This window comes from Acetatifactor aquisgranensis, from assembly GCF_943193215.1.
Lineage (GTDB): Bacteria > Bacillota > Clostridia > Lachnospirales > Lachnospiraceae > Acetatifactor > Acetatifactor aquisgranensis.
Genome location: NZ_CALPDH010000034.1, coordinates 1 through 23,571, shown reverse-complemented (window position 1 = coordinate 23,571; position 23,571 = coordinate 1). Strand labels below are relative to the sequence as shown.

At 52.5% G+C, this 23,571-nt stretch carries 25 protein-coding genes, 2 tRNA genes and 1 pseudogene; 8 read left to right on the top strand and 20 right to left on the bottom strand.

Going from position 1 to position 23,571, the window contains the following annotated elements:
- Window positions 1-119 precede the first annotated feature (119 nt).
- Both NFS35_RS23010 and NFS35_RS23005 read left to right on the top strand, forming a co-directional pair.
- Window positions 120-1,544 carry a hypothetical protein gene (locus NFS35_RS23010; RefSeq protein ID WP_251209403.1) on the top strand — a complete coding sequence of 475 codons (1,425 nt, stop codon included), beginning with the start codon at window positions 120-122 and terminating at the stop codon, window positions 1,542-1,544.
- Window positions 1,529-3,166, top strand: a complete 1,638-nt coding sequence (locus NFS35_RS23005; protein ID WP_251209402.1) for a hypothetical protein — start codon at window positions 1,529-1,531, stop codon at window positions 3,164-3,166. Before NFS35_RS23010 ends, NFS35_RS23005 begins: the two co-directional genes overlap by 16 nt.
- A 94-nt stretch (window positions 3,167-3,260) precedes the next feature.
- Here NFS35_RS23005 and NFS35_RS23000 read toward each other — a convergent pair whose 3' ends face one another.
- Complete coding sequence (locus NFS35_RS23000; RefSeq protein ID WP_251209401.1) at window positions 3,261-3,575, bottom strand: helix-turn-helix domain-containing protein; 315 nt, start codon at window positions 3,573-3,575, stop codon at window positions 3,261-3,263.
- A gap of 290 nt (window positions 3,576-3,865) precedes the next feature.
- Here NFS35_RS23000 and NFS35_RS22995 point away from each other — a divergent pair, with 290 nt between their 5' ends.
- The 6 genes from NFS35_RS22995 to NFS35_RS22970 all read left to right on the top strand — a co-directional run bounded on the left by NFS35_RS22995 (window position 3,866) and on the right by NFS35_RS22970 (window position 7,594).
- Entirely contained in the window at window positions 3,866-4,066 is a 201-nt protein-coding gene (locus NFS35_RS22995) for a hypothetical protein (RefSeq protein WP_251209400.1), read from the top strand.
- A gap of 7 nt (window positions 4,067-4,073) precedes the next feature.
- Window positions 4,074-4,490, top strand: coding sequence for a hypothetical protein (locus NFS35_RS22990; RefSeq protein WP_251209399.1), 417 nt, complete (start codon window positions 4,074-4,076; stop codon window positions 4,488-4,490).
- The gene (locus NFS35_RS22985) at window positions 4,429-4,959 is read left to right on the top strand and encodes a hypothetical protein (RefSeq protein WP_251209398.1); all 531 of its coding nucleotides are present in this window, start codon (window positions 4,429-4,431) and stop codon (window positions 4,957-4,959) included. Before NFS35_RS22990 ends, NFS35_RS22985 begins: the two co-directional genes overlap by 62 nt.
- A gap of 5 nt (window positions 4,960-4,964) precedes the next feature.
- Window positions 4,965-6,392, top strand: coding sequence for an AAA family ATPase (locus NFS35_RS22980; RefSeq protein WP_251209397.1), 1,428 nt, complete (start codon window positions 4,965-4,967; stop codon window positions 6,390-6,392).
- The gene (locus tag NFS35_RS22975; RefSeq protein WP_251209396.1) at window positions 6,337-6,801 is read left to right on the top strand and encodes a hypothetical protein; all 465 of its coding nucleotides are present in this window, start codon (window positions 6,337-6,339) and stop codon (window positions 6,799-6,801) included. Before NFS35_RS22980 ends, NFS35_RS22975 begins: the two co-directional genes overlap by 56 nt.
- 238 nt (window positions 6,802-7,039) lie before the next feature.
- Window positions 7,040-7,594, top strand: coding sequence for a CAP domain-containing protein (locus tag NFS35_RS22970; protein ID WP_251209395.1), 555 nt, complete (start codon window positions 7,040-7,042; stop codon window positions 7,592-7,594).
- 201 nt (window positions 7,595-7,795) lie between these two features.
- Here the strand turns inward: NFS35_RS22970 and NFS35_RS22965 are convergent, their stop codons facing one another.
- From NFS35_RS22965 to NFS35_RS22875, 19 genes and pseudogenes are all read right to left on the bottom strand, one after another.
- Window positions 7,796-8,323, bottom strand: coding sequence for a spore maturation protein (locus NFS35_RS22965; protein WP_251209394.1), 528 nt, complete (start codon window positions 8,321-8,323; stop codon window positions 7,796-7,798).
- Entirely contained in the window at window positions 8,320-9,072 is a 753-nt protein-coding gene (locus tag NFS35_RS22960; protein ID WP_251209393.1) for a nucleoside recognition protein, read from the bottom strand. The genes NFS35_RS22965 and NFS35_RS22960 overlap by 4 nt, the downstream gene beginning before the upstream one ends.
- 173 nt (window positions 9,073-9,245) lie before the next feature.
- Complete coding sequence (locus tag NFS35_RS22955; RefSeq protein ID WP_251209392.1) at window positions 9,246-9,500, bottom strand: spore coat protein; 255 nt, start codon at window positions 9,498-9,500, stop codon at window positions 9,246-9,248.
- A 40-nt stretch (window positions 9,501-9,540) separates the two neighbouring features.
- Window positions 9,541-9,726, bottom strand: a complete 186-nt coding sequence (locus NFS35_RS22950) for a hypothetical protein (RefSeq protein WP_251209391.1) — start codon at window positions 9,724-9,726, stop codon at window positions 9,541-9,543.
- A 261-nt stretch (window positions 9,727-9,987) separates the two neighbouring features.
- Window positions 9,988-10,167, bottom strand: a complete 180-nt coding sequence (locus NFS35_RS22945) for a DUF6472 family protein (protein WP_251209390.1) — start codon at window positions 10,165-10,167, stop codon at window positions 9,988-9,990.
- Window positions 10,168-10,225: 58 nt separating this feature from the next.
- The gene (gene rsmI, locus NFS35_RS22940) at window positions 10,226-11,077 is read right to left on the bottom strand and encodes a 16S rRNA (cytidine(1402)-2'-O)-methyltransferase (protein ID WP_251209389.1); all 852 of its coding nucleotides are present in this window, start codon (window positions 11,075-11,077) and stop codon (window positions 10,226-10,228) included.
- A gap of 89 nt (window positions 11,078-11,166) precedes the next feature.
- Complete coding sequence (locus tag NFS35_RS22935; RefSeq protein ID WP_251209388.1) at window positions 11,167-11,958, bottom strand: tRNA1(Val) (adenine(37)-N6)-methyltransferase; 792 nt, start codon at window positions 11,956-11,958, stop codon at window positions 11,167-11,169.
- A gap of 418 nt (window positions 11,959-12,376) precedes the next feature.
- Window positions 12,377-13,261 (bottom strand): annotated as a pseudogene (locus NFS35_RS29765) (PSP1 domain-containing protein); the annotation flags it as partial.
- A gap of 109 nt (window positions 13,262-13,370) precedes the next feature.
- Window positions 13,371-14,363, bottom strand: coding sequence for a DNA polymerase III subunit delta' (gene holB / locus NFS35_RS22925; protein ID WP_251209387.1), 993 nt, complete (start codon window positions 14,361-14,363; stop codon window positions 13,371-13,373).
- A 100-nt stretch (window positions 14,364-14,463) separates the two neighbouring features.
- Entirely contained in the window at window positions 14,464-14,904 is a 441-nt protein-coding gene (locus NFS35_RS22920; protein ID WP_251209386.1) for a YaaR family protein, read from the bottom strand.
- An 81-nt stretch (window positions 14,905-14,985) separates the two neighbouring features.
- Window positions 14,986-15,582: a nucleoside/nucleotide kinase family protein gene (locus NFS35_RS22915; protein WP_251209385.1), complete on the bottom strand. Its 597-nt coding sequence runs from the start codon at window positions 15,580-15,582 to the stop codon at window positions 14,986-14,988.
- Between the two features lie 3 nt (window positions 15,583-15,585).
- Window positions 15,586-17,001, bottom strand: coding sequence for a pyruvate kinase (gene pyk, locus NFS35_RS22910; RefSeq protein ID WP_251209384.1), 1,416 nt, complete (start codon window positions 16,999-17,001; stop codon window positions 15,586-15,588).
- Between the two features lies 1 nt (window position 17,002).
- Complete coding sequence (locus NFS35_RS22905; RefSeq protein ID WP_251209383.1) at window positions 17,003-17,398, bottom strand: hypothetical protein; 396 nt, start codon at window positions 17,396-17,398, stop codon at window positions 17,003-17,005.
- 75 nt (window positions 17,399-17,473) lie between these two features.
- Window positions 17,474-19,051, bottom strand: a complete 1,578-nt coding sequence (locus NFS35_RS22900) for an aminotransferase class I/II-fold pyridoxal phosphate-dependent enzyme (RefSeq protein WP_275564729.1) — start codon at window positions 19,049-19,051, stop codon at window positions 17,474-17,476.
- Window positions 19,052-19,056: 5 nt separating this feature from the next.
- Window positions 19,057-19,644, bottom strand: a complete 588-nt coding sequence (locus NFS35_RS22895; RefSeq protein WP_251209382.1) for an HD domain-containing protein — start codon at window positions 19,642-19,644, stop codon at window positions 19,057-19,059.
- A gap of 226 nt (window positions 19,645-19,870) precedes the next feature.
- On the bottom strand, window positions 19,871-21,493 hold the full coding sequence (locus NFS35_RS22890) for a L,D-transpeptidase family protein (RefSeq protein ID WP_251209381.1): 1,623 nt from the start codon (window positions 21,491-21,493) through the stop codon (window positions 19,871-19,873).
- 170 nt (window positions 21,494-21,663) lie between these two features.
- Entirely contained in the window at window positions 21,664-23,229 is a 1,566-nt protein-coding gene (locus NFS35_RS22885) for a glycosyltransferase family protein (protein WP_251209380.1), read from the bottom strand.
- A gap of 43 nt (window positions 23,230-23,272) precedes the next feature.
- Window positions 23,273-23,345, bottom strand: a tRNA-Phe gene (locus tag NFS35_RS22880).
- Window positions 23,346-23,382: 37 nt separating this feature from the next.
- Window positions 23,383-23,456 (bottom strand) — tRNA-Met (locus NFS35_RS22875).
- Window positions 23,457-23,571 lie beyond the last annotated feature (115 nt).

Here is a 23,571-nt window from a genome sequence, read left to right as displayed (position 1 = left end):
CATTGGCCGCGGGCAGTGCCCGCGGCCGTATAATTTACAGACATGAAGGCCCTTATCTGTTATAGTGAATCCACCACAGTGAATTCTGCAGATTTTGAGAAAGGAAAGGTGAAAAAAGCATGATAACATTCACGAAATCATTTTGCGGACAAGGGGAAGACTATCGAAAGAATCTGGCGTGCATCCAGGAAGTGACGGACAGGCTATTAAGCCACATGAAGGGGCACGGATACTCCTTCCGGCAGGAGATCACGGACGGGAAGGGGAGTTTCAGCCAGGAGAAGCTCTGCAGCCTGGTGAAGGAGCTTGTGGGGCATTGGGCAGAGACTCTGCGGAAGAACACGGACAAGAATCCGGACACCGGAGAAAGCCTGGCAGAGCCCTATATCCGGGAGAGGCGGGAGCTGTATGGCCTCTACCTCTACCTGGTCATGCGGTGCAGCCTGTGCGAGGGAGCGTATGCAAAAGCCTATCCTTATGGCCCTGTGTCCAGGGAGCGGACGGATTTTGCCTTTCTGCTGGAACAGGCCAGGCGTCTCTCCGGAAGCTGGTGCGTCATGGCCAAATCGGACGGGAGCAAAAAAAACGAGCTCTATGAGGGCTTTGATCTCCATTTCGGCTTCCATCTCTATAAGACCCTTGCGGATCCCCAGGGAACCATCTCCAACAGCACCCTGAGCCCCCAATGGAGTCTGCCCCGGGATCATCTCGCTTTCCTGACGAACGAGGGCAGCATGAAGCGCCTCTACATCAAACACTCTGCGGGCTTCTTCCGGAGCGGAAAGGCTGCGGAGGCAGCCTTGGCGAAAGAGACAGACCCGGGCAAAGAGACAGACCTGGACAAAGAGGCAGACCCGGGCAAAGAGACAGACCTGACTAAAGAGACAGACCTGGCTAAAGAAGCCAGCCTGGACAAAGAGGCTGGCCCGAACGAAGAGACAGCTGCGGGAAGGGGAACCGTCCGTGCTGAAGGGGCAGCTCCTTTGAAAGCGGCAGTCCGGGCGGAGGATGCGGCACCGGCAGAGGACAGCCGCAGCGAGGACGGGATGACCGATACGGAGGGCTGCAGCGGCACGGACAGCGCCGGCGGCTATGAGGACCATGAGGACAGCGATGACTATGAGGACGATTTTGATTATGAGGACGATTATGATTATGATGCCTATGAGGATTATGACGACGACCCATATCCCTTCCCTGATTTCGAAAGCAAGGCCGAATTTGAAGCCGCCCGGATGGACCAGTTGGCAGAGGAGTATGAAAGAGCGGACTATCTGGCGGCCCTTGCCCTGACCTTTGCCTGCCAGGATGAGTATTTTGAAGCCTGCGGACGGTTTGCGGCCCTCTTTGGGAAAGCCAGGCCGGATGTCCTGCGAGGCTTTTACCAGGAGCTGGAGGAAATCGTGAACCTGTATCTGGCCGAACGGAACCTCTCCCCCCTGACGGATACGGACAAGACGCTGGACGTGTACGGCAGCGTCTACGACGGCCCCTGCCGGCAGGCAGACAGCTATGAAAGGAGGCTGCAATGGGAGAATCAGTGAGCGGAATCCGCGAGTCCTTCTACAGCGATATCATCTACGATTACCAGTGCAGATATGAAGACAAACGGGAGAAGTCCTTCCTCTACAGGGCCTTTTGGGCAGACAGCGTCTCCGGGCTGCTGAAGCGCCTTGACCGGTCGCTTTCGGAGCATGCCGTCGGGCATGACACTGGACATGGCGCTGAACATGGTACCAAGCATGGCCCCAAAACTTCCGCCCTGCTGGAGAACTATATGGCTCCGGTCTGCCAAAACAGCCGGCCGGGGAGCTGGGATTACCCCTGGCTTTTGGCAAAGCACCCCTTAAAGCCGTCTGACCAGGCCTGCATCAAGGAGCGGCTGGCAGCGGCCATGAAGGAGCATCCGGCCTGGGCCAGAGAGCTGCTGATAAAAGAGGTTCCGGAGAAGGGCCGGAAGGAGCGCCGGGACTTCTGGGAGGAGCTTTGGCTGAGAGATGCCGCTTACCTGGCCGGGCTAATCACCGACACGGAATATTACTTCTGGCTGGTGGAATATCTGGCGGTGCGGGATATCTATTATAAGGACAACAGCATAGCGGATGCCCATCTATGGCTGAGAGGACTGCTGCTGCGGACAGGCGTTGCGGGCATCCGGAATACGGGAAATGGGAACGCTGCGGAAAACGCGGAGAACACGGAGAACCCTGAGAACCGGCAGAAGGGCAAGGACAGCGAAGACCTGAACGTCAAGGCGAATGTGGAAAAGAAGCTGGCGGAGGCGGCAAGGCTGATCCGGCAGGAGCGGGATACCGGAGGAACCCAAATCGCCGCCCGGCTGCACGATCTGAAATGTTCGAAGAACAGGAACGGCGTGGTAATCAAAAAGGACTATCTGCCCTGGCTGACTGCCCGTCTGGAGCGGATGGCACTCCACATCAAAATCAAGACCTGGCTGCAGGACAGCGGATATCCTCTGGGGGGACGGGGCAAGGCAGACAAATCGCCCAGGGAACCCCGGAAGCAGGACTTTTCCCTGCGGCTCTTCGAGGCATACTGTGACAGCGAGGAGGGCTATGACTTCTACAAAAAAGACTTAAGCGGCCAGGAGAACTGCGGGGACTGGCATATGGACGGCCAGGGGTTCTGCGTGCTGGGGCTGTCCCAGGCGGAAAAGCTTCGGGAGAGCCTGGAACAGAGCGGCGAAAGGTACCTCTACATACCGCTGGCCATGCACCTGGGAAGCGGCTGCATCTTCTTCCTGGCGGGGAAGGAGAACTACAGGGAAGCATATGAGGACGCGGAACCGGAGCTGAAGATGGCTTACCAGGAGGCGGAGGGCTGTTACTGCTTCGACTATCTGCGCCTGGACGAAGGGCATCGGGAGAAGTTCCCCGGGGACATGGGAGGGGCGTTCCGGCTGCAGCCTACCTTTCATGAGAACCAGGGGAAAAGCTGCCTGGACGTCCTGAGGGACTTCAAGCGGTACTGCCTGACCGGAACCGGCAGCCCGCGCCGGGCAGTCAAGAACCTCAACGAGGAGTCGCCCGCCGATATTCCGGATGAGTTCCGCTGGGCCTTCGACAATCTGGAGGAGATGGAAGTAAGCCCCCAGGCAGCGTCTTCCTTCTATCAGACGCGGGAACTGGCGGAAAAAGCATTCTGACATTTCCCCGGCAAAAGACTACGGGTCTGTCATGGAAATATAACTATCTCCCGACAGCCCCTGGACCAAAAGCAAAGCCGGGAATCACAGGTTTCTATCCAGATAGCCGAACATGAGCTTCACCATATTGACTGCCAGCGCCCTCTCCTCTTTCGACCTGCCATTCAACAACTGCCTTAATAGCAGATATTCCGTATCGTCCTTCGCGGTGATGGAATCCGAAAGCAGGTAATCCACCGAGCCGGTTCGCCACCGCCACCAGGTTATCCAGGGTCAGGCTGCGCTCGCCGCGCTCGACCTGTCCGATATATGCCATGGAAAGGTTCACGTCCTCCGCCAGCTTCTCCTGTGTCAGATTCAGCTTCAGCCGCTCCTCCCGGATGCGCCCGCCCAATGTCTTCTGTTCCATAGAATCCCTCCAGTGCTTATAGTATACCCAGATAATACTAACAGCCAGGAATTAGTGGAATCCGCGCAGCACATTATTTTGTTTTGCTACGCGCTTCTTCCTTCTCTCCCATGTACCATCTACAGGCTGTTCACCCCGGTGGTACAGCGCCTTTCCCGGCCGGAGGAACCTGCATTGGGAAGGCCGTAATTATTACGAAGCTGCATATGCGTATCTGCTATATTTGATTTCAGTAAGGCGCGCACCCCGGAAAACAACGGCCGGTGCGGCCGGAAGAAGGAGGGATTGCTATGGAACGCTGCTTATCAGACACGCTATATGCCCGCAGGGGCGGGGACAGACCTCCGGAGCTGGAACGGAGGGAGAGAGCGCTGTGCGCGGAGCTTTCGGCCCACATCTCCGGTGAGGAATATCTGCGGATTGAGGAGGAGCTGAATCACAAGCTCTTCGGTCCATATGGAAGTGGCCGGGGACTTCAGGGCATTTTATGAGGATGCGATGGACTGGATAAGGGCGTTCCACCAGCGCAAAACGGCGGATGACAGATTCCGGATACATGAAGGGGAGGATAAAGAAGACTTTTTCGTCTGCTGTGATGAGGCAGAAGTCATCCTTTCGCTCTTGTATTGCTGTAAAGAGCACAAGGCCACTGTCAGAGAAATCCGCGACGAAAAGATTGTCTTCCATTCCATGCTGGACGAAGGGGTCCTGCTGGGCAAAAACAGAATCTATCAGGCCTATGAGGGCGGCGCCCGGCGGCTCAGCTTTTGGCAGTGCAGGGACATGCAGGATGTGGAATTCAGGAAGGACAGCAGCGGCGAATACCGATATACGGGAGACAACAGGGAGGTGGATGTCCGGGACAATCGTCATGTTCAACCACCTGGACTATTTCAATATGTCGGCTATCTTTGAGAATTCCGTGAACGAGGCCGCCGCACAGATATGCAGGAACCGGGATAATCTGCATTTTGATCTTGTCTATGATGATAAACTGTCCAAGCTTTATCTTTTGAGCAAGGGGGATAGGATCGATGCCAGATTCATCAGCGCAAATGTCCGGAAGACGGTGGAAGATCATTTCCTGAAAGCCGTGGAATATATGGGAAGACGCTGTCCTGGAAAGCTGGGGGAATTAAAGAAGGCATCCGTCTCAGTAGATGTAACAGAGAATGTCCGGAAATATTTCGAGATGACGGAGCGGCTGCGGATCCTTCTATACGCGGAAGAGGGCATAGGGCTGTATACAGGCGAGACTGCCCGTCTGCGCAGCGGTTTCCTTCCGGAGAAGGGGCTGAAAGAACTGGGACTGATGGCGGACTGTGACCTGGCGGAGCAGGCAGAAATCGAAGCAGGAGGGAGGACAGATATGACGCAATCCTGATAGATTTGGGAAAAGATTCTAAGAATTTCAAAACATCAGAAGGCTATAAGTGCCTGAAGGCTGCGGCGGAAGCAAAACCGGATATCCCCATAATCGTTGTGGACAGAGGGGCTGTGGAGGACAAGGCTCCGTTTCTGTCGCTTGGCGTTACGGATTTCGTGCGGGGCACGCTGTATAAGCCGCAGAGCGATCCGATGGATGAGAGCAATCCGGAGGGCCTGGCGCTGGACAGGGAGGATCTGACGGCAATTTTTGCCAGGCAGCACTTTGTGAAAATGGCGGGGGAGCTTGCCCGGGAAAGAAAAAGGCTTGCCTGTGATGCAGTTTACGAATATGCCGAGAAAGAGCCCGGGGAACTGGAGATCCGCTTTACCGATCTGCGGGTAGAGTCGGCGGAGGAAGAGGATGCCGAATCCAGGCGGCAGAACAGAAAATATCTGCTGGCGGAGAGGCCCCAGGTGCGGGTGAAGGATATCTTCGGCAATGCGCTGGTGAAAGAGGCGGCGGAGCGCTGTATCGATAATATCAGAAATCCTGAGAAATACCGGAATGCCGAAGCGAAGCTGATGACGGGCATATTGATGTACGGCGCACCGGGCATGGGCAAGACCATGTTCGCCAAGGCCATGGCCTTTGAGGCCAATGCCTCGTTCATCTCCGCAGTGGGAGCAGATTTCCTGAGCGGAGATGGTGTTCTCAAAATGGAAGAAATGTTTCGGACGGCACGGCGGAGAAGTCCCTGCATCTTCTTTATTGACGAGTTTGACGCCATTTCCAAAGACAGAGGCAGTTATGGGATGACAAGTTATCAGGAAACCGTTTTGGATAAATTCCTGAAGGAAATGGATGGCCTGGAGACAGATAATAATGGGGTTTATGTGGTGGCCGCCACCAACTATTCTCTGGAGGATCTCGATCCTGCAGTGACCAGAAGATTCAGCGCCAGGATTCATGTCCCCTATCCTACCCTGGAGGAACGGCAGAGGTTCCTGCTTGACCTATTGGAGAAGAAGGGCCTGAAAGACCGGATCTCCGAAAGGGCAGCCAGGACATTGAGCCTGATGATGAGCGGAAAGATAAGGAACTATGCGGAGATCAAGACCTTCCTTGAGGAATCCATCGCGGATGCAGTATATAAAACAGGATCTGCGGAATCTGTCACTGAGAAGTTTTTGTTCGACCGGGTGCATGCCGAGACGGACGGGGCTGTCTGGCAGGAAAAGAATCTGGAATTCCGGGCAATATCTCTATGCTGTGAAAGATGCGGAAAATCCTCAGATTTTCGGGAATCTTCAGAAAGCCTTTGCCGCTGCGCGGGAAAAAGGCGCAAAGTGCCGCCGTTTTGTAAGCGAAGAGGCTGCGCGGGAGTATCTGGGAATGCTGGAGCTGAAAGTCTTCCGTCAGGGAGATCAACGTTTTTGCAATCTCTATGAGGATGCCCTGGCAGAAATGGCGGAGCTGGCGCTGGCAGAAAAGGAGGCGGCCGCCCAATCAACGGACAAGGAGAATAGAGAAGACAGATTCGTAAAGGAGCTGATTGTACTGAAAGAGGGAGAACTCGTCCACTGCCAGGCAGAAACAGACGAAGCAGGGGTGATGCGTCTGGCTGTGCTGGGAAGGAAAGAAATCAGCTGGTATCAGGCGAAAGCAGCCGAGAACGGAATGTCTTTTGCATGGTATCTGATGGAAGGAATGGCGGAACGCTTTTTGGAGGATCACGAAAAGGCTTACCTGGTCATTCAGATCTACGAAAGACCGCTTCAGGAGGAATTGCTGCATTATCTGAATAACCTGGAATATGTATCCAATCGGTACCGCAGGAACCTGGGCTATACGAAATGACCGCGCGTCATCCCTGGCCGGCGGGACTGCTGAAAATAGCATCCTGAACAATCAGCAAGGGACTGCCGCAGCTTTACCTTGCGGCAGTTCTTTAGATATGCTCCATGGGAAATATGTTTTTCCGTAATAATTACGAGTTCACGTCGGGAGCCTGCTATACTATTCCTTGTAAGGCACGCACCTTGACATGAACTTCATAATGACCGTCCGAGGGGATATCTCCCCGGAGAAATACGCATTGGTACCGAATCGGGGCAGGCGTATCAAGGGGAAGACCTACGATGTGGAGTGGGACTACGGCGAGCTGTACGATGCCTATATCGAAGAAGCCGACTGGTCTCTGGTGTTCGATGCGGATTTCTATATGGAATCCTTCCCGGCTCTTGCGTTTCTGTACCAATATGACGAAGAGCTTCTGCTGGAGCATTTCCAGACCGTGGGTATCCACGAAGGCCGCCAGGGAAACAGTGCCTTCAACGTGGCCGCCTATCAGAAGAACTGCAAAAAAGCGCTGCGCGACGCTTTCGGTGACCACTATGAGTGCTATTATTTCTACTGGATGCTGAACCAGGATTCCCAGAAAGGCATCGCCACATCGGGCAAAAGCTATCCGCTGCAGCTCGGCGTAAAGATACAGGCCAAAGAATTTGAGAAAGTCAACGAGTACCGCGCCGAGGTCGGCATCGATCCCCTGGAATTCGACCCTGAGCTGGCGGCAGCAGCCTGTTACAGGGGCTGGGTCAATATCAGCGAAGGCTATGGAGCCCATGACTGGGGACACACCGGGCTGTGATGCGAATCGTCCGCATACCATTCTCCAGCTCAACTCCGCATTCGGATACCCTTGCGCAACGCTCTGCCAGATGCGGCAGCGGTCCGGGCGAGACAGCGTATAGCGGGCCCCGTTCCTGAACCGGCCCCGGCACCCCTGACCTCGGCATGAAACGGCATAAAAGGCTCCCCTCTGCGGGAACATATGAAAGGCAGAGCGGCATTATGCCATCCACCTGGCCAGCACCACGCTCATCACCGTCCCCGCCAGGGTGGCCAGCAGTGCCCCCGTCAGGGTAAACCTTGTCTTCGTCACCTTTGCCGCCAGAAAGTATACACTCATGGTGTAGAACACTGTCTCCGTGCAGCTCATAAGGATGGAAGTCAGCATCCCCGCGTAGGAGTCCGGCCCGGAAGTGCGGAACACGTCCAGCACCAGCCCTGTGGCAGCGGAAGAAGAAAACAGCTTCACCACCAGCAGCGGCAGCAGCTGAGCGGGCAGACCAAACGCTGCCGCCGCAGGGCCGAGCAGCGTCCCCAGCATCTCGAAAAAGCCCGATGCCCGCAGCATCCCTACCGCCACCAACAGACCGATAAGCGTAGGGACAATATCCGCCACAATCTTCAGTCCGTCCTTTGCGCCCTTCAGAAAAGTCTCATATACTTTCACTTTGGAGGCAAAGCCATAGCCAACGATAAAAAAGATTAGGATAGGAATAACAATGTCCGAAAGATGAGCCAATGCGTTCATACCGCTTTTCCTCCCCTGCCCCTTCGTCTTATCGATGATATTCCGACAGATGTGTCAGCTCTGTGGAAACCCACGTTTCCACCCACGCCGGATCCAGCGGAATGATCCTTGATTTTACAATACACGATTGCCACCAAAGTGCTCACCAGCGTAGCCACAATGGCCGGGGCAATGATTGCCGTCGGATTGGCGCTGCCATACTGGCTTCTGTAAGCAATCATATTCACAGGAATCAGCTGTAGAGAGGAAATATTGAGAATCAGGAAAATGCACATCTCACTGCTGGCACGCCTGTCCCCGCTCTTTCCCGGGCTGCCCACATACGCCTCTTCTCGCCTGCGTCCCCTCTCAGTCTCCAGATACTCCGGGTTCCCCCGCTCCGTCTCCAGCTTCGCCAGCTCCTCCATGGCCTTTAATCCCGCCGGCGTGCAGGCCCAGCCCAGTCCCAGCACATTGGCTATGATATTCGTGGCTATGTACCCCTGGGCAGGATGCCCCTCGGGAATCCTCGGGAACAGGAATCTCAAAAAAGGCCGGATTCCCACCGTCAGCTTCTCCACCAGCCCCGCTTTCCCCGCTATCTCCATCAGCCCCATCCACAGCGCCACCACCCCGGCCATGGTGAAACAGAGGGAAATCGCCTCTCCCGCACTGTCCAGCGCCGCATTCGTCACCTCCGCCATATGGCCCGTGGCCGCTCCGTAAATCACCGCAAGCAGTATCATGCCCGCCCATATTCCATTCAACATTTCCCACACCGCTTTTCTTGTCTGGTCATCCTCTCTATCAGCATATGCATGGGAATATTCGAAATAGCACCCGATTTTCACAGGGAGAGCGGCAAAAAGGAAAAAGCGCCCCAGACCCATCCGTCTGGTGAGCGCCTTTCCCTCATTTCATGATTCTTGCCTTGCCGATTCTCTTACAGAGTTCCCTGTGTGAACAGGCTCTTCACATGAGCCACCTCTTCCGCTGTCGCCTTGCTGGCGGGCACATAATAGGACTTCTCCCTGGCTAACTGGTAAAGCTCCTCCTGGGACTGCTCACAGGCGTTGCGGATCTGCTTCAGGGTCTGCTTCAGCTCCTTGTTCTCAGACTGCGCGATCATGCCTGCGTAGCGGGTAAGCTCCCCGTTGATGCCTGCCAGTGTATCTGCTACCATTGTCTTTTCCTGCATCTCTCTACCTCTCATTCTGGAATTCGTTCAACTTCGTGGGTCAGTTCAAAAACTTCATCAGCTGCTGCTTATTGTCCATGGCGGATCTGGCGCCTTTTTCAAAAAACTGCCTGATCTGGGGATCCTCCGCCTCTTTGGCGTAAGCCTGCATCTTGCAATGGGTGGTGTCGAATCCGCCTATGAGATGACGCAGATTCTGCAAATCCAGTTCTGAAATATTGCTCATTTCCTTAACCTCCTACTCCCGGCGGCGGAGGTCCCTTCACGGAACGCCTGCCGCCTGAAAACCTGTATCCGACATTTTAAGCTAATGCGCTGTATCCCGGGGCAGAAAATCTATCGTCAGCTTTCCGCCGCGTGGACACAAGCTTATTATTGTCCGCCGAAAAAAATATATACCGGAAAATGTCGAAAACCAGAAACCGACACTATTGTCGATTTCTGGTTTTTTGTCCATTTTTCCCCATATCTGCCGTTTTCGTGATTTTCACAGCTGATGCCTTACCACGCCATATTCATCATCCAGCCTGTAATAAGGACATTCCCTCTGGTTTCCCGACAGGAACCGATACATCTCGTCCTCGTCCAGATTCACCAGGCAATAGTAATAATCATAGTCCTCATCATACACATAATTGACACATGTGTCACAATTGTTCGCCGCCATGTTTCTGCTCCTGTTCCATTTCCGCTCCGGTTCCGAACATCCATTTCCGTTTCTGATTTCAGCCTCTGTCTTCCTGATGCAGGCGGGCGTAAATTTCCCGCTTTCCCACGCCCCTGTCCCTGGCCACCTGCTTCATGGCCGTCTTGCTGTCCATGCCCTGTCCCTCATAATAGGCCATATGCTCCTCTATGGACACAGCCTCCCAGGAAGCGATTTCCTCCTGCCGCAGCTCCTGAACGCTCTTTCCCTCCACCACCAGCACATACTCCCCTCTCGGCTCTTCCTTTTCACAGACAGCCAGCGCCTGGGAAAGGGTGGCAGGCAGCACGGTCTCGTATTTTTTGGTCAGTTCCCTGCAAAGAGTAATCCGCCTGTCCCCCAGGCTCTCCAGCAGTTCCTCCAGCGTACCCCTCAGATGATGGGGGGCCTCGTACAGAACCACAGTGCGGCTCTCCCCCGCAAGTTCTCCCAGGATAGCCCGCCGCTCCTTTTTATCTCTGGGCAGAAAGCCCTCAAAACAGAACCGTCTGGTGGACAGCCCGGACAAAGCCAGCGCCGCGATACAGGCAGAAGGCCCCGGCAGGCTGGTCACCGGCACATTGCTTTCATGGCACATCCGCACCAATACCTCCCCGGGATCCGAAATGGCCGGAGTGCCCGCGTCCGTAATCAGCGCGATGTCCTGCCCGGCCAGCAGCTTTCCCACCAGCTGCTTTGCCTTTTCCACCTTATTGTATTCGTGATAGCTGGTCATGGGCGTATGGATGTGGAAATGGTTCAGCAGTTTAATACTGTTGCGTGTATCTTCAGCCGCAATTACGTCCACTGACTGCAGGGTCTCGACGACCCGCGGCGTCATGTCCCGCAGGTTCCCAATCGGTGTGGCACACAAATATAATGTTCCCGCCATCGTTCCTCCTCCCGGCTCTGTAATGTCTCTTTGCCATACCCTCCCGAACTTCCATCACGGCCTGCATCTTGCTTTCTTCCGTCCTTGCCTCAGTACCCATAAATCTCCTTAATCTCCGGCATATAGACCCCCGGCTCCCGGAATACTATCAGCGGCTTCTCCACCGTCATCCGTGGCTTTCCCCCGCGCACCGCCTCCAGCAGCACCATGTTGGGCTCTCTGTCCGCGTAAGGATACACCAGCTGCATCCGTTTCGGCTCCAGCTTATGCCCCGCCAGCGCCGTCATGATTTCCGCCAGCCTGAAAGGTCTGTGCACCAGGAAAAAATGTCCCCCGGGCTTTAAAAGCTTCTCCGTCTGCCTGGCCACATCCTCAAAGGTGCAGAGAATCTCATGCCGTGCTATGGCTTTCGGAGCATCCGGGTTGGCAATGCCGTGCCGCCCTATCATATAGGGCGGATTGCATGTGATACAGTCAAAAGAAGCAGACAAGAATATATGGTCTGCTTCTCTGATATCTCCTGTGATAATGTCTATTTTGTCCGATAGACCGTTCATTTCCACGCTTCTGGCCGCCATATCCGCGCTGTCAGCCTGAATCTCCAGCCCTGTCAGATGCGCGCAATGATACTTCGCCTCCATCAGCAGCGGAATAATCCCCGTCCCGGTGCCCAAATCCAGCAGTCTGTCCGACTCCCTGGCCCGGGCAAAACCTGTCAGCAGCACCGCGTCCATTCCAAAACAGAATTTCTTCGGATTCTGGATGATGCGGTAGCCGTTCCGCTCCAGCTCGTCCACACGCTCGCCACTCTTAAGCCTGACCGTCTCCCGGTCCTGCCTGTCCCTCTGCGTGTCTTGCCTCATGCCTGTTTCTGTTGTCATAACGGTTCTTTCCATTTTGATTGCTGTCATGGTTTTCCTGGTTCTGGCCATTCTGGCGGTTTCTGTCCTGGCGCCTGCGGTTGTCATGACGGCGCCGATTACCGGGATGCTGGCCTGCCCCCTGTCCCCCGGACGATCCCTCTGTCTGCTGGGGGGTCCTGTCGTGATGCTGCGCCTGCCTTGAATCCTCCTCGGGATGTCTGCCGTTCTGCCTGGGCGTTCCGTTCCTTTGTCCCTGAGGTCTCTGACCGCCCTCAGCCCGCGGACCGTTTGGCCTGCGGCCTGCTTCCGGCTTCTGGGGCCTGTGCTCCTCATTGGAATGCTGCCCGGGCTGCCTGCGGTTTCCCTGCCTGTTCCTGGCGTTCTGACGCTGGGCTTCCTCCGCTTTATTTGCCAGCTCCTGCTCCTGCCTCTGCCACTCTTCCTCTTCCAGGCGCTCCAGCTCCTGAAGCTCTTCCTTGGACAGCTCCATTTTCTCTTTCTTGCTGTGCCTGCGTCTGAAATGCAGCTTTTCCACAGGGTACTCTTTGATTTCCTTTTCATCCTCCGCGTCTATGACCACTTTCACCAGCTGGCGCAGCACATTGACGCTCTGCACCGTGCCTTTCTGGCCCTCCTCGGTAGTCACGGAATCCCCGATGCCGGGAAGCCTCCTGTTCAGCTCCTCGTAGGTCTCCTCCTCGTTTTTCAGACAGCACATGAGTCTGCCGCATACGCCGGATATCTTGGCCGGATTCAGGGACAGATTCTGCTCTTTCGCCATCTTGATGGACACGGGCACAAAGTCCGCCAGATAACTGTGGCAGCACAGCGGACGGCCGCAGATACCGATGCCCCCCACAATCTTCGTCTCATCCCGGACGCCTATCTGGCGCAGCTCAATCCTGGTCTTGAAGATGCTGGCCAAGTCCTTTACCAATTCACGGAAATCAATCCGTCCGTCAGCGGTGAAGTAGAATAGCACCTTATTATTGTCAAAGGTATACTCCGCGTCTATCAGCTTCATCTCCAGTCCGTGCTCGCGAATCTTCTCCAGACATATCTTGAAAGCCTGCTTTTCCTTGTCCCGGTTGTCAGCCTCCTGCTCCACATCCCGCTGGTTCGCGATGCGGATTACCGGTTTCAGAGGCTGCACTACCTTTTCCTCCTCCACCTCCATGATTCCCGCCATCACCGTGCCGAACTCGATTCCCCTGGCAGTCTCCACGATGACGTGGTCGCCCTTTTTTATCTCAAATCCCAGCGGATCGAAGAAATAAATCTTACCCGCCGTCCGAAACCTTACGCCTATTACTCTAACCATCTATCCACCTCACTGCGGCAAAATATGCCCTTTCATCATCGAATGCAGTGCTATTTTAACACATTCCGCCGCAAAAAACCATAGTTAATAATGGAATTTGATTTTCCATTCAACTATTCTCCTGAATGGCCAGCATCAAAAGCTCCATGACCAGTTCAAAATTCACATTGGCATCCAGCCGCTGCTTCGCGGTATCCAGCGCCTTTATGATATTCTCGATGCCCTCGTAGCTGCTGCGCTGGGCAGTCCGGCGCAGCGCCTGTATCTCTTCCCTGAAAATCAGGTGATTCATATCGCTGGTGGCCTTGAACATCAGCGCGTCCCGATACCAGATTGCGCAGATATCCAGATAATCCTTGATTTCCAGCTTGTACTCCGTAATCTTCTTCACAGCGGTCATGATTTCAGCCAGATCCATATCCTGTATGTATTTCAGCAACGCCAGCGCTTCCGCCTTTATGTTCTCGAACTCCTCGCTGGTTGCCAGCATCTTGGCCTTGCCCACATTTCCCCTGGCGAACGCCGCGCATACCTCCGCCCTGTAGTCCGGCACCTGGAGCTTGCTGCACAGATATTCCTTTACCAGCTGATCCCCCACCGGCTTCATGTTCAGAACCACACAGCGGCTGAGAATCGTGGACAACAGGCTGTTCACATTGGATGTCAGCAGCAGGATGACCGCATACTCCGGCGGCTCCTCCAAAGTCTTCAGAATGGCGTTCTGGGCCTGGACCGTCATCTTCTCCGCCTCGTTTATGATATACACCTTGTAGGCGCTGCTGTAGGGTTTCACAGCTATATCGTTGTTCACCTGGGAGCGGATATCGTCCACGCTGATAGTGCCCGGTTTCTCGTGGACAAGCTGGATGATGTCCGGATGATTGTTCGACAGGGCCTGCTTGCAGGAACGGCATTCCTGACAGGGCTCTGTCTCCCCCCTTTCACACTGCAGCGCCATGGCGAACACCCTGGCGATAAATTCCTTTCCGGAAGATTTTTCCCCATTGATGATATACGCATGAGAAATCTTCCCTGTGGCAAGCGCATTCTGCAGATGCTCCTTTATCTGCTGCTGCCCGATAATGTCCTGAAAACCCGCCATACTCCCCTCCTATTCCAGTTCCGCATCCGTTCTTCCGCTGCCGGAGACTCCGCATGGAGCTTCCGGCCATCCGATATCCGTAAATCCTGTGGGCACTGGCTCACGTAAATATATCCAACAGCAATCCCCGAATCTCCCCAATCGTATTGAGGATTGCCAGATGGTCCTGCTCATCTTTCATCAGCTCCTGGGCCAGATTGTCCAGGTTCTCATCCACCAGCCGGATGATTCCATAGACCCTGTGCCGTCCCCTCCTGTCCAAAAAGTTCTCTCTGGAAAAAGCATGGGAATGGGTCACCACCTCGTTCATGAACTCTTTCACCAGCCGCCTGTAATGCTTCATGTCCTTCACGTCCCGGCGCTTGGCCAGCCGGTCCCCCTGCATGGTAATCTCCTCCATGAGAGTCTGCAGCCTGGCCTGAAGCTCTGCGCCCTCCACATGGCTGGCAAGCATGAATTTAAAGCTGCCGTCCGCAGGCTGCACGTTCTGCACCTGCTCCACGGGAGCGCTCTGGCCCACCTGCGTCACCTTTATATCCATATGCCTGCCCTCCTTTCCCCAATATGCCCCTTGGCCAGGCGAAAACTTCCCTTTTATGAAGCCCGTCCCTGCGGCACATAATCATTTGATAGAAATCTCATCCCTGATGTAGCCTTTGATTTCCGCAAGGCACCGCTCCAGATCATCATTCACAAAACGTCTGACGATGCCCGCCTCCCCGATTTTTTCCTCCGAAAAATCCTCGCTGTCCGCCAAAAACCTGCGGCACATCTCCCCATACTTGGGATTCTCCTGAGTAAGCTCTCTGGAAAGCGCCCTCTGAAGCCGTATGCCATCTTCCAATTCTACCATCACCGGCAGCATTCTGTCCACTCCGAAATAATCCTGGAGCTTCCGATAGGCTTCCAGCGTCCCTATCATCAGATAACTCCTGGCCGTATCCCGTATCTGGTCATCATCCGCAGTGAAATACCTCCACAGACCATGATAAGTGTGGTAAGCCCTGTCTTCGATGACTTTCCCCTGCTCTTTCAGCCGTTGAAAACCATTCTCATCTGTGTAAAAATACTCCACACCATCCCGCTCTCCCTCGCGGATAGGTCTGGTGGTATAAGGCACTATTTTTGTCAGATTCATTCCGCCGTCCGCAAGCAGCCGTTTATAAATCGTATCCTTTCCGGCACAGCTCTTGCCCATCAGGCATACTATCTTGCCCACGGCCTACCCGACCTCGACTACATGAATCATGTTCGTGGTGCCGGCCACTCCCAGAGGCACACCTGCCGTGATTACCACTACATCGCCCTTTTTCACGTAGCCTGCTCTCTTCGCCTCCTCCACCGCGTTGGCGAACAGCGTCTCGGCGTTCTCCTCCTCCTGTATCTTCAAAGGCGTCACGCCCCACAGCAGGTTCAGCTGCCTGCAGACCTTTTCCTGTACCCCGCAGCCTATGATAGGGCTCTGGGGTTTGAATCTGGAAATGGCGGCCGCGGTAAAGCCCGACATAGTCACCGTGATGATTGCCGCCGCCTCTAAATCCATAGCAGCCGTGCAGGTGGCATAGGCAAGCGCCGTGGTGATGTCCGCGCCCTGCCCATGCTCATGGCGCCGCATCCGTTTTCCGTAATCAATATCTTTTTCGGCACATTCCGCAATTTTCGCCATGGTCATCACTGCTTCCACCGGATATTTTCCTGCCGCGCTCTCCCCGGAAAGCATGATTGCCGTGGTGCCGTCGTAAATGGCGTTGGCGATATCCGTGGTCTCCGCTCTGGTAGGCCTTGGATTCTTGATCATGGACTCCAGCATCTGCGTGGCAGTGATGACATGCTTTCCCTGGTCATTGGCCAGCTTAATCATCTTCTTCTGAAGTATGGGCACCTCCTCGAAAGGAATCTCCACGCCCATATCTCCCCTGGCCACCATGATGCCGTCAGATACGCTCAGGATTTCTTCCAGATTCTGGATGCCCTGCATATTCTCTATTTTGGCGATGATTTTCATATTGCAGTTATGCTCTTCCAGAATCTTCCGCACTTCAAGGATGTCTTCCTTGCATCTCACAAAGGATGCCGCCAGAATGTCATGGCCCATCTCAATGCCGAACAGGATGTCCGCCCTGTCCACCTCGCTGATATAAGGCATGGACAGAACCGCCCCCGGCACGTTGAGGCCTTTATGGTTGGAGACGAAGCCGCCGTTCACCACACGGCAGACGATTTCTTCTCCGCGGATTTCCTCCACTGTCATCTCAATCAGGCCGTCGTCAATCAGGATGGTAGTGCCCTTTTCGATATCATTCTTCAGATTCTTATAGGAAATCGCAGCTTTCTGCGCCGTGCCCAAAATCTCCTCTGTGGTCAGCACGAACTGCTGGCCGCTTACCAGCTCCGCTCTGCCTCCCTCGAAATCCCGCAGGCGGATTTCCGGCCCCTTTGTATCCAGCATGGTAGCCACAGGAAGCCCCAGTTCCTCCCTGGCCTGCACCACCCTCCTGAACTTTTCCCGCTGCTCCTCATGGGTGCCGTGGGAAAAATTGAACCTGGCCACGTTCATCCCCGCCAGCATCAGCTCCCGCAGCCGCTCCACGCTTTCACTGGCCGGGCCTATGGTACAGATGATTTTTGTTCTCCTCATTTTACTGACCTCTCTTTTCTTTCTGGATTCTGGTGCTGTGCTGGAATCTCACCAGCTCTTTGACTATTACATCGGAACAATAAAACGAAATTTCGTTTTCCTCATAATCACCGACTTCATATCTTGAACCATTTTCATATCCTCTTCCAGACATGTCTTTGATGTAAAATCCCGAAATCTGTCCGTTTCCCCTAAAACACATAGCATTTACATCTGCAAATTCCAACTTGATATAATAACCATCGGAACAAGTCATGATAAGTGAAAGATTTTTGTGTTCTTCTCCGGATTCACACTCAAATATATTTTCCCATTTTAGCGAAGTAATTGTATGAAACATATGAAAATGCCCGATTTGAAAATCCGGGAAAACGGCTCTGATTTTCTCTAAATCCACTTCCGCGCCTCCACTAATAAAGCGTTTTACCTGTATAAGCATCCTTAGGGCATTCTACAGAAAAAAGGGCACTTATTATAGGATTACCGGGACAGAAATCACTTCTGCGGCCTCCCCCTGGCGCTTCTTTCTTTGGACGCCCTGTACCTGGAGCCCCTGCTCCAGGGCATTTCGAATCTCTCCGCACAGCCTTTCCGTCATCCGTTCTCCCGGCACCAGCAGCGGCACACCGGGCGGATACAGATTGATAAATTCCCCTATCAGTCTGCCGACACTCTCTTCCAGAGAAGTCATTTCCGTCTTCCTGTCCCAGGCTTCCGCCAATGGAATGATTCCATCGTCCTGCCTTTTTTCCCGGTGCTCCCCTTTCTCCCGGCGCTCCGGATTGCTGTCTGAAACCTCTACGCAAAGCCGTCTCTCAAAGCTTTCCACGTCTTGCCTCTTGCGCCCCTCCTCGAAGTTTTCCGCATCTTGCCCACTACACCTTTTCCCATGCCCCTGTGCCCTAAATTCACAGAAAATATTCTCCGCCCTCTCTCCTCCCAGGCTGGCGTCTATCTCCAATAGCGCCCGAGCCATGCGCCGGTATCCCTCCTCGCTATCGTTCACCGTGAACATAGCCAAAACAAAACTCACAGCTGCCATCTCCGGCTGCAGATGATATTTCTGCAACAAAATATCATACAACTGTCTGCCAGTCAGGCCGCTCTGCTTTACCGAGACCAAAAGCTTGCCCACATCCTGTTTTCCGTCTTCCATCGGCAAAAAACGCAGATACCGGCAGCAATCCGTCAGATTCCGCACCAAGCTCTCATAGCGTTCCCTGAAGCGAACGAAAACGCTCCTGTCTTCTTTCACATGTTCCAGCGCATTGTCGATGCCCGCCATCAGCAGATAGGAGGGACTGCTGGACTGATAAATGCGCAGGAACCTCCGAAGGCGCTCCCTGTCAATCCTGCCGCCATTCACATGCAGCAGCGCCGTCTGTGTCAGGGCGGGCAGAGTTTTATGGATGCTGTGGATGACCAAATCTGCACCCAACTGGCAACTGTTCGGCGGCAGCCCTCCACCCAGCCCCAGATGGGCTCCATGAGCCTCGTCCACAATCAGCGGAATCCCTTTTTCATGGACAATCTCCGCGATGGCCCGGATGTCCGATATCCTCCCCTCGTAGGTGGGAGACACTATCAGGACAGCCCCTATGTCCGGTTCCCACTCCAAAGCCTGCCGAATCTGCCATGGCTCTATGGCATCATAAATGTCATATTCCTCCAGAAAGGGCGGATACAGATATGTGACAGAAAGCCCTCGCAGATAAGCCGCATGATATGCCGATTTATGGCAGTTGCGGGCCATGAGAATATGTCCGCCTACAGGCAATGCGCTGCTGACCGCACTCAGAATCCCGCCGGTACTCCCATTCACCAGATAAAAGCTTTCCTCCGCGCCGTAAAGAGCGGCGGCCTCCTGCTGCAGACTGCGAAGAATATCCTCCGGCTGGTGCAGATTATCGAAGCCGTCTATCTCCGTGATATCTATTTTATACAATTCCTCCGGAAGCATTCCGAAACTTCTGCGCTTGTGTCCCGGCATATGATAAGGATAGATATCTCTTTCCGTATAATTTGATAATTTTTCAAATAAATGCTCCACTCCGCTCAACTATTCCCTACTTTGACATGCCTGTCTCTGATTTGATGTACTGTCCCTAACCTGGCATGTACCGCGCCATGCCCTTTATAGATATATAATGTCTCCAAAAGCGAGCACCATTTATCCGCAGCTGTCACAATCCATGCCTCTCTGCAGCCTGGCGGCACCACAGTCAGCGGCCACATATGCCGGCTTATGATATTCTTCTCCCGGACAGTCAGCCGATATTCCTTTGACGCATTCCGCAGGGCCGTGCCCGGATGATAAAAGCCATGGAGCCTGTGAGGATTTTCCTCATCGGGAATGTGCCAGTCATAGAGAAAATAGTCGTGGAGCAGCGCTCCCCTGATCAGCTCCCTCTTGCTGCAGGAGATGTGCAGATACTCACTGAGGGCAATGCTGCATCTCGCCACGCTCAGTACATGAGCATTCACAGTCACATCCCCATGCTGGATATACTCTTTCATCCGATGGAAATTATGCGATTTCAGAATATCCGGAGCCACCTCCCGAATCTGGCGCTCTTCCCTCCGAAAACGCTCCAGTTTTTTCCGCCATCTTCTGGCCTGTCTTTCCGTACGCTTTTTCGTCATTTTCCTTTCCATATTTTCCATATTTCCCATATTTCTTTCTTGACTCATATCTCTATTCACATTAACCTGAATGTCTCGGCAGATTCCGAACATACGCTCCTCCCGAATCTATACTACACGCCAGCAAAGTTTGCCGCAAATCCCGACTACAGACCGCCATCGTACCGGCATCCCTGTCACCCTGGCCAGCCCCCACACAGAACCTCATGAACAGGCTATTTCCCGTTTATTCTATGGGAACCTCCACCGGCACCTCACCTTCCACTGGCACCTCACCTTCCACTGGCACCTCGCCTTCCACCGGTATCTCACCTTCCTCCGGCACTGCGGGAGGTCCTATATAAGGGATCCCCTGAGGATAATAGCAAATCACGGGAAAGCCTTCCGATACATATTGGTAAATCTGCGCCGCCATGCTGGGCGGAAGATTGATGCAGCCATGGGAGCCGTTCGTTATAAAAATCTCTCCGCCGAACGCGCCTCTCCAGTTGGCGTCATGCATACCGTAATTCCCGTAAAAAGGCATCCAATATTTCACCGGAGTGCGATATGTCTCTCCTACCAGCACCGCATCGGTAGATTTGTACAATAGCCCAAACACACCCTCCGGCGTCACACAGTCAAAAGAGGAAATCATCGTGCCGGACACAAAATCCGTCTCCAGCACTACCGCTCCGTCCTTATACAGGTACAGATGCTGGCTGTTCATATCCGCCTCTATGTAAGAATTCCCGATATCATTATCTCCCTTTTGCCTGGCTCTGATGCTGTACGCAGGTTCTTTCTCAATGCTGCTCCCCTGATATATCAGTTTTGTCAGCTCCTCCGTCTCACTCTCCACATCAGTCTTCCATCCATAATTCCGCCCGGGAAGCGATATCTCATATCCGTAGGTGGTCATGAAGTTCCTCCTGCGGCCATAGGTATCATATGATGCTGCCTGTTCCTTTACAAAAGTCCCGATGGCTTCTTCATCCAAGGTAGCCTTGCCGTCTTCAATGGAAACCCAGTCTTTCAAAGTTTCATTGTCCAGTACGACTCTCGTTCCGTTCCAATCATAGACAACCTTTGTACCAAGCCATTTGTTCGCATTGTCCACAATGCGGTTCAGCTGCTTATCATCCTTTTTCACAGTGGCATCCAGATAGCACTCCAGCTCCTCCAGATTGATCGATGCCTCCTGCGCTCCAACTGCCTCCACGATAAGGAGAATCGCTTTCTCCACATCAAGCACTGTACCTGTGGTCTCCGGAATGACTTCATAACCGCCCAGTTCCTCCGAATAATCGCTGATATAGGCATTCTCTGGTATCCGCATATTACTTCTCTTACAGGCATCCCAGGACTTTACCGTGCTGTTCAGCAACGCCTCGTCAAAGGTCATGTCCTGTTCCAAAGTATAGATATAGCTTCTGTCCAGATAAGCCTCGAACCACATGAACTCATCCTGCTGCTGCAGCAGCGACTCCACAGCCTCCCTCGTACCGACATAGTTCAGCCGGATATCCTCCGGCGCAATGACACCGAGGATTGTATCTCCTTCGCCTGTCTGGTAGTCCCGGCCCACCACCGCCAACGCATACTCGCTGATACGTTGTTCCAGCGCTTCTATGATAGGCGCAGCCTCCATATCGCCGCAGTCCATACCATTTATATTCGTATTTGGGAAAAAATGGGTTTGATAATACACTACCCCCCGGTAATAAAGATATGCCACCACTGCCAACGATGCCACAAGTATAAGAAGAATCGCGGTAAGAATAAACTTTCTTTTTCGCTTCGGCTTCGGCTTTTTTTTCTCTAAAATATTTTCCGTTTCCGCCATTTCCCCAGTCTGTCTCTCTTCCATCGTGCTTCTCCCTAAATGAATGATTATTCATATATGCATTTAGCTTATTATAGCACATATTATCACAAAAATATAGCATCAAAAGGCTGAAATTATACCTTTTCATGCTATATATCCACCAAAAATATCCAGAATCGATCTTATCCCATAATACAAGTTTTCCCGCTAAATTATTCCATGTCAGCAGTCTTTGCCAGAAAAGTAATCTTCGACTCCAAAAATCTGACAATTACATCGGCACCCACAGCCATATACGGCAACATCATCAATAAATACGGAAATATATACCTTGTCTTTGCTTCCCATATCAGGCTAAACAGAAACCCGCCAAATACTGCAATTAACAGCACATATTTATCAATACTCATCCAATCCTTATGCCGGGCAATCAATAAACACAAAATCGACGCATAAAGAATCATCTGGAAAATCTTCATATAGGAATTCACCAATCGATACCAATAGCCCTTTTCATAAATGCTTGATGCCAGCTTTCCCTGTGTTCCCACCACATGATTGTTGGAAACAATACACTGGTACATCGGAGCATTCCACTGAGCATTCATTTTTCTTACAAAAAAATCTACCATGTACTCCGGATTCCCGCCAAACAAACTTATATAAGCTTTCAAATCCTCTTTCGCATACTCTGTTGTAAGTCGGGCATCATTTTCACATTCAGCAAACAGATTTACTCCATAAAAATTGTGCCATCCTGAATACCCATAGTCATCATTCAGTCCCATTACAATAAATGCCATAGCCGGAAGCGCATCCGCATTTTTATCTTTGACATCCCTGTATGCGAAATTCAGGCCTGCATAAAACAACATGAGTCCTGCAATCATCGCAATTCCCATTGCTAAGGCGCTTCGTCTCTTCGTCGAATCACAAATCAGCTTCACTGCCAGGACAATCCACAATGCAATAATCATAATGATAATATTGCTCCTCAAAAGAAACGCAATGCCCGTTGTCATCCCCAGCCAGATAAGTTTTCCGCCCCGAAGCCTTTCAAGGCAGGATAGAAAGGCCCACACAGAAAACATCCCAATCTCTAAAGAACATAAATCGCTATAAATAAAAGGCGTATATCCATACATAGGAAAACAAGTGAACACAAATAAGATATAAAAGAGTTCTGCACTTGCGTTATCTTTTACAAGATATCTGACAATCTTCATACCTGACAATATAATCAAAGGTAGCATCATAGCAGTAAAATAGCTAAATGCTTTGTAATCATTTTCCCCGAACAGCCTGTTGAAGAATCTCAATACGGTTATCAGTCCCAATTGCTGTGGATAAACCGCCAGATATTCACCGGGGCCAAATGCACTATAATTTCCCTCTTGAAACTGTCTCGCATATGCTAATATGTATCCCGGATCTCCCCATGGAGCCGTTTTTGTCGTCGCAATCCAATAGACAGCAAATAAGACCGCAAAAATACAGACGACTGCCAAAAGCACATTTCTCCGCTTTTTTGTATGAAAATACTTTTTCAGCTGTCCATAAAATGAAAGCAAAATAAAAGCAAGACTAAGCACAATCAAATTCAGCACAACTGAATTATGCCTAAAGTATATATGTTCATCCGTCAATTCGCCGCTATTTTCTCCGGTTATCCCCAAACTATGGTAAACCAGAATGCCAAACATAATCATTGCAAGGATACAAAATACCTTACAAAAAAAATTTTCAGTAATCTTCCTTTGGCAAGCCTTTTTTAACATTTGTAGTCCTCTGTATCTAAATGCTTTTTTATACAGCAAAAAATGCCCAGAACCGGAATCGAACCAGTGACACGAGGATTTTCAGTCCTCTGCTCTACCAACTGAGCTATCTGGGCATTCAAACTTATTGAACTCTTATTCATAAGTTTGTAGTAGCGGGGACAGGATTTGAACCTGTGACCTTCGGGTTATGAGCCCGACGAGCTTCCAGACTGCTCCACCCCGCGTCATTATTCAATTGATATATTCTATTTCCCCGAAAGGAAATGGATGGAGGTGGATTCGAACCACCGAAGCAATTTGCAGCAGATTTACAGTCTGTCCCCTTTGGCCACTCGGGAA

Bases quoted from the DNA above. Each gene is read 5' to 3' on its own strand.
- NFS35_RS22945 (WP_251209390.1), bottom strand. From the start codon at position 10,167: ATGGCGGCGAACAATTGTGACACATGTGTCAATTATGTGTATGATGAG.
- NFS35_RS22955 (WP_251209392.1), bottom strand. From the start codon at position 9,500: ATGCAGGAAAAGACAATGGTAGCAGATACACTGGCAGGCATCAACGGG.
- NFS35_RS22890 (WP_251209381.1), bottom strand. From the start codon at position 21,493: ATGGAAGAGAGACAGACTGGGGAAATGGCGGAAACGGAAAATATTTTA.
- NFS35_RS22885 (WP_251209380.1), bottom strand. From the start codon at position 23,229: ATGTTAAAAAAGGCTTGCCAAAGGAAGATTACTGAAAATTTTTTTTGT.
- NFS35_RS22950 (WP_251209391.1), bottom strand. From the start codon at position 9,726: ATGAGCAATATTTCAGAACTGGATTTGCAGAATCTGCGTCATCTCATA.
- NFS35_RS22935 (WP_251209388.1), bottom strand. From the start codon at position 11,958: ATGACAACAGAAACAGGCATGAGGCAAGACACGCAGAGGGACAGGCAG.
- NFS35_RS22975 (WP_251209396.1), top strand. From the start codon at position 6,337: ATGCTGGAGCTGAAAGTCTTCCGTCAGGGAGATCAACGTTTTTGCAAT.
- NFS35_RS22995 (WP_251209400.1), top strand. From the start codon at position 3,866: ATGGAACGCTGCTTATCAGACACGCTATATGCCCGCAGGGGCGGGGAC.
- NFS35_RS22965 (WP_251209394.1), bottom strand. From the start codon at position 8,323: ATGAACGCATTGGCTCATCTTTCGGACATTGTTATTCCTATCCTAATC.
- NFS35_RS22920 (WP_251209386.1), bottom strand. From the start codon at position 14,904: ATGGATATAAAGGTGACGCAGGTGGGCCAGAGCGCTCCCGTGGAGCAG.
- NFS35_RS22895 (WP_251209382.1), bottom strand. From the start codon at position 19,644: ATGACGAAAAAGCGTACGGAAAGACAGGCCAGAAGATGGCGGAAAAAA.
- NFS35_RS23005 (WP_251209402.1), top strand. From the start codon at position 1,529: ATGGGAGAATCAGTGAGCGGAATCCGCGAGTCCTTCTACAGCGATATC.
- rsmI (WP_251209389.1), bottom strand. From the start codon at position 11,077: ATGGCGGGAACATTATATTTGTGTGCCACACCGATTGGGAACCTGCGG.
- NFS35_RS22985 (WP_251209398.1), top strand. From the start codon at position 4,429: ATGTCCGGGACAATCGTCATGTTCAACCACCTGGACTATTTCAATATG.
- NFS35_RS23010 (WP_251209403.1), top strand. From the start codon at position 120: ATGATAACATTCACGAAATCATTTTGCGGACAAGGGGAAGACTATCGA.
- NFS35_RS22990 (WP_251209399.1), top strand. From the start codon at position 4,074: ATGGACTGGATAAGGGCGTTCCACCAGCGCAAAACGGCGGATGACAGA.
- NFS35_RS22960 (WP_251209393.1), bottom strand. From the start codon at position 9,072: ATGTTGAATGGAATATGGGCGGGCATGATACTGCTTGCGGTGATTTAC.
- pyk (WP_251209384.1), bottom strand. From the start codon at position 17,001: ATGAGGAGAACAAAAATCATCTGTACCATAGGCCCGGCCAGTGAAAGC.
- NFS35_RS23000 (WP_251209401.1), bottom strand. From the start codon at position 3,575: ATGGAACAGAAGACATTGGGCGGGCGCATCCGGGAGGAGCGGCTGAAG.
- holB (WP_251209387.1), bottom strand. From the start codon at position 14,363: ATGGCGGGTTTTCAGGACATTATCGGGCAGCAGCAGATAAAGGAGCAT.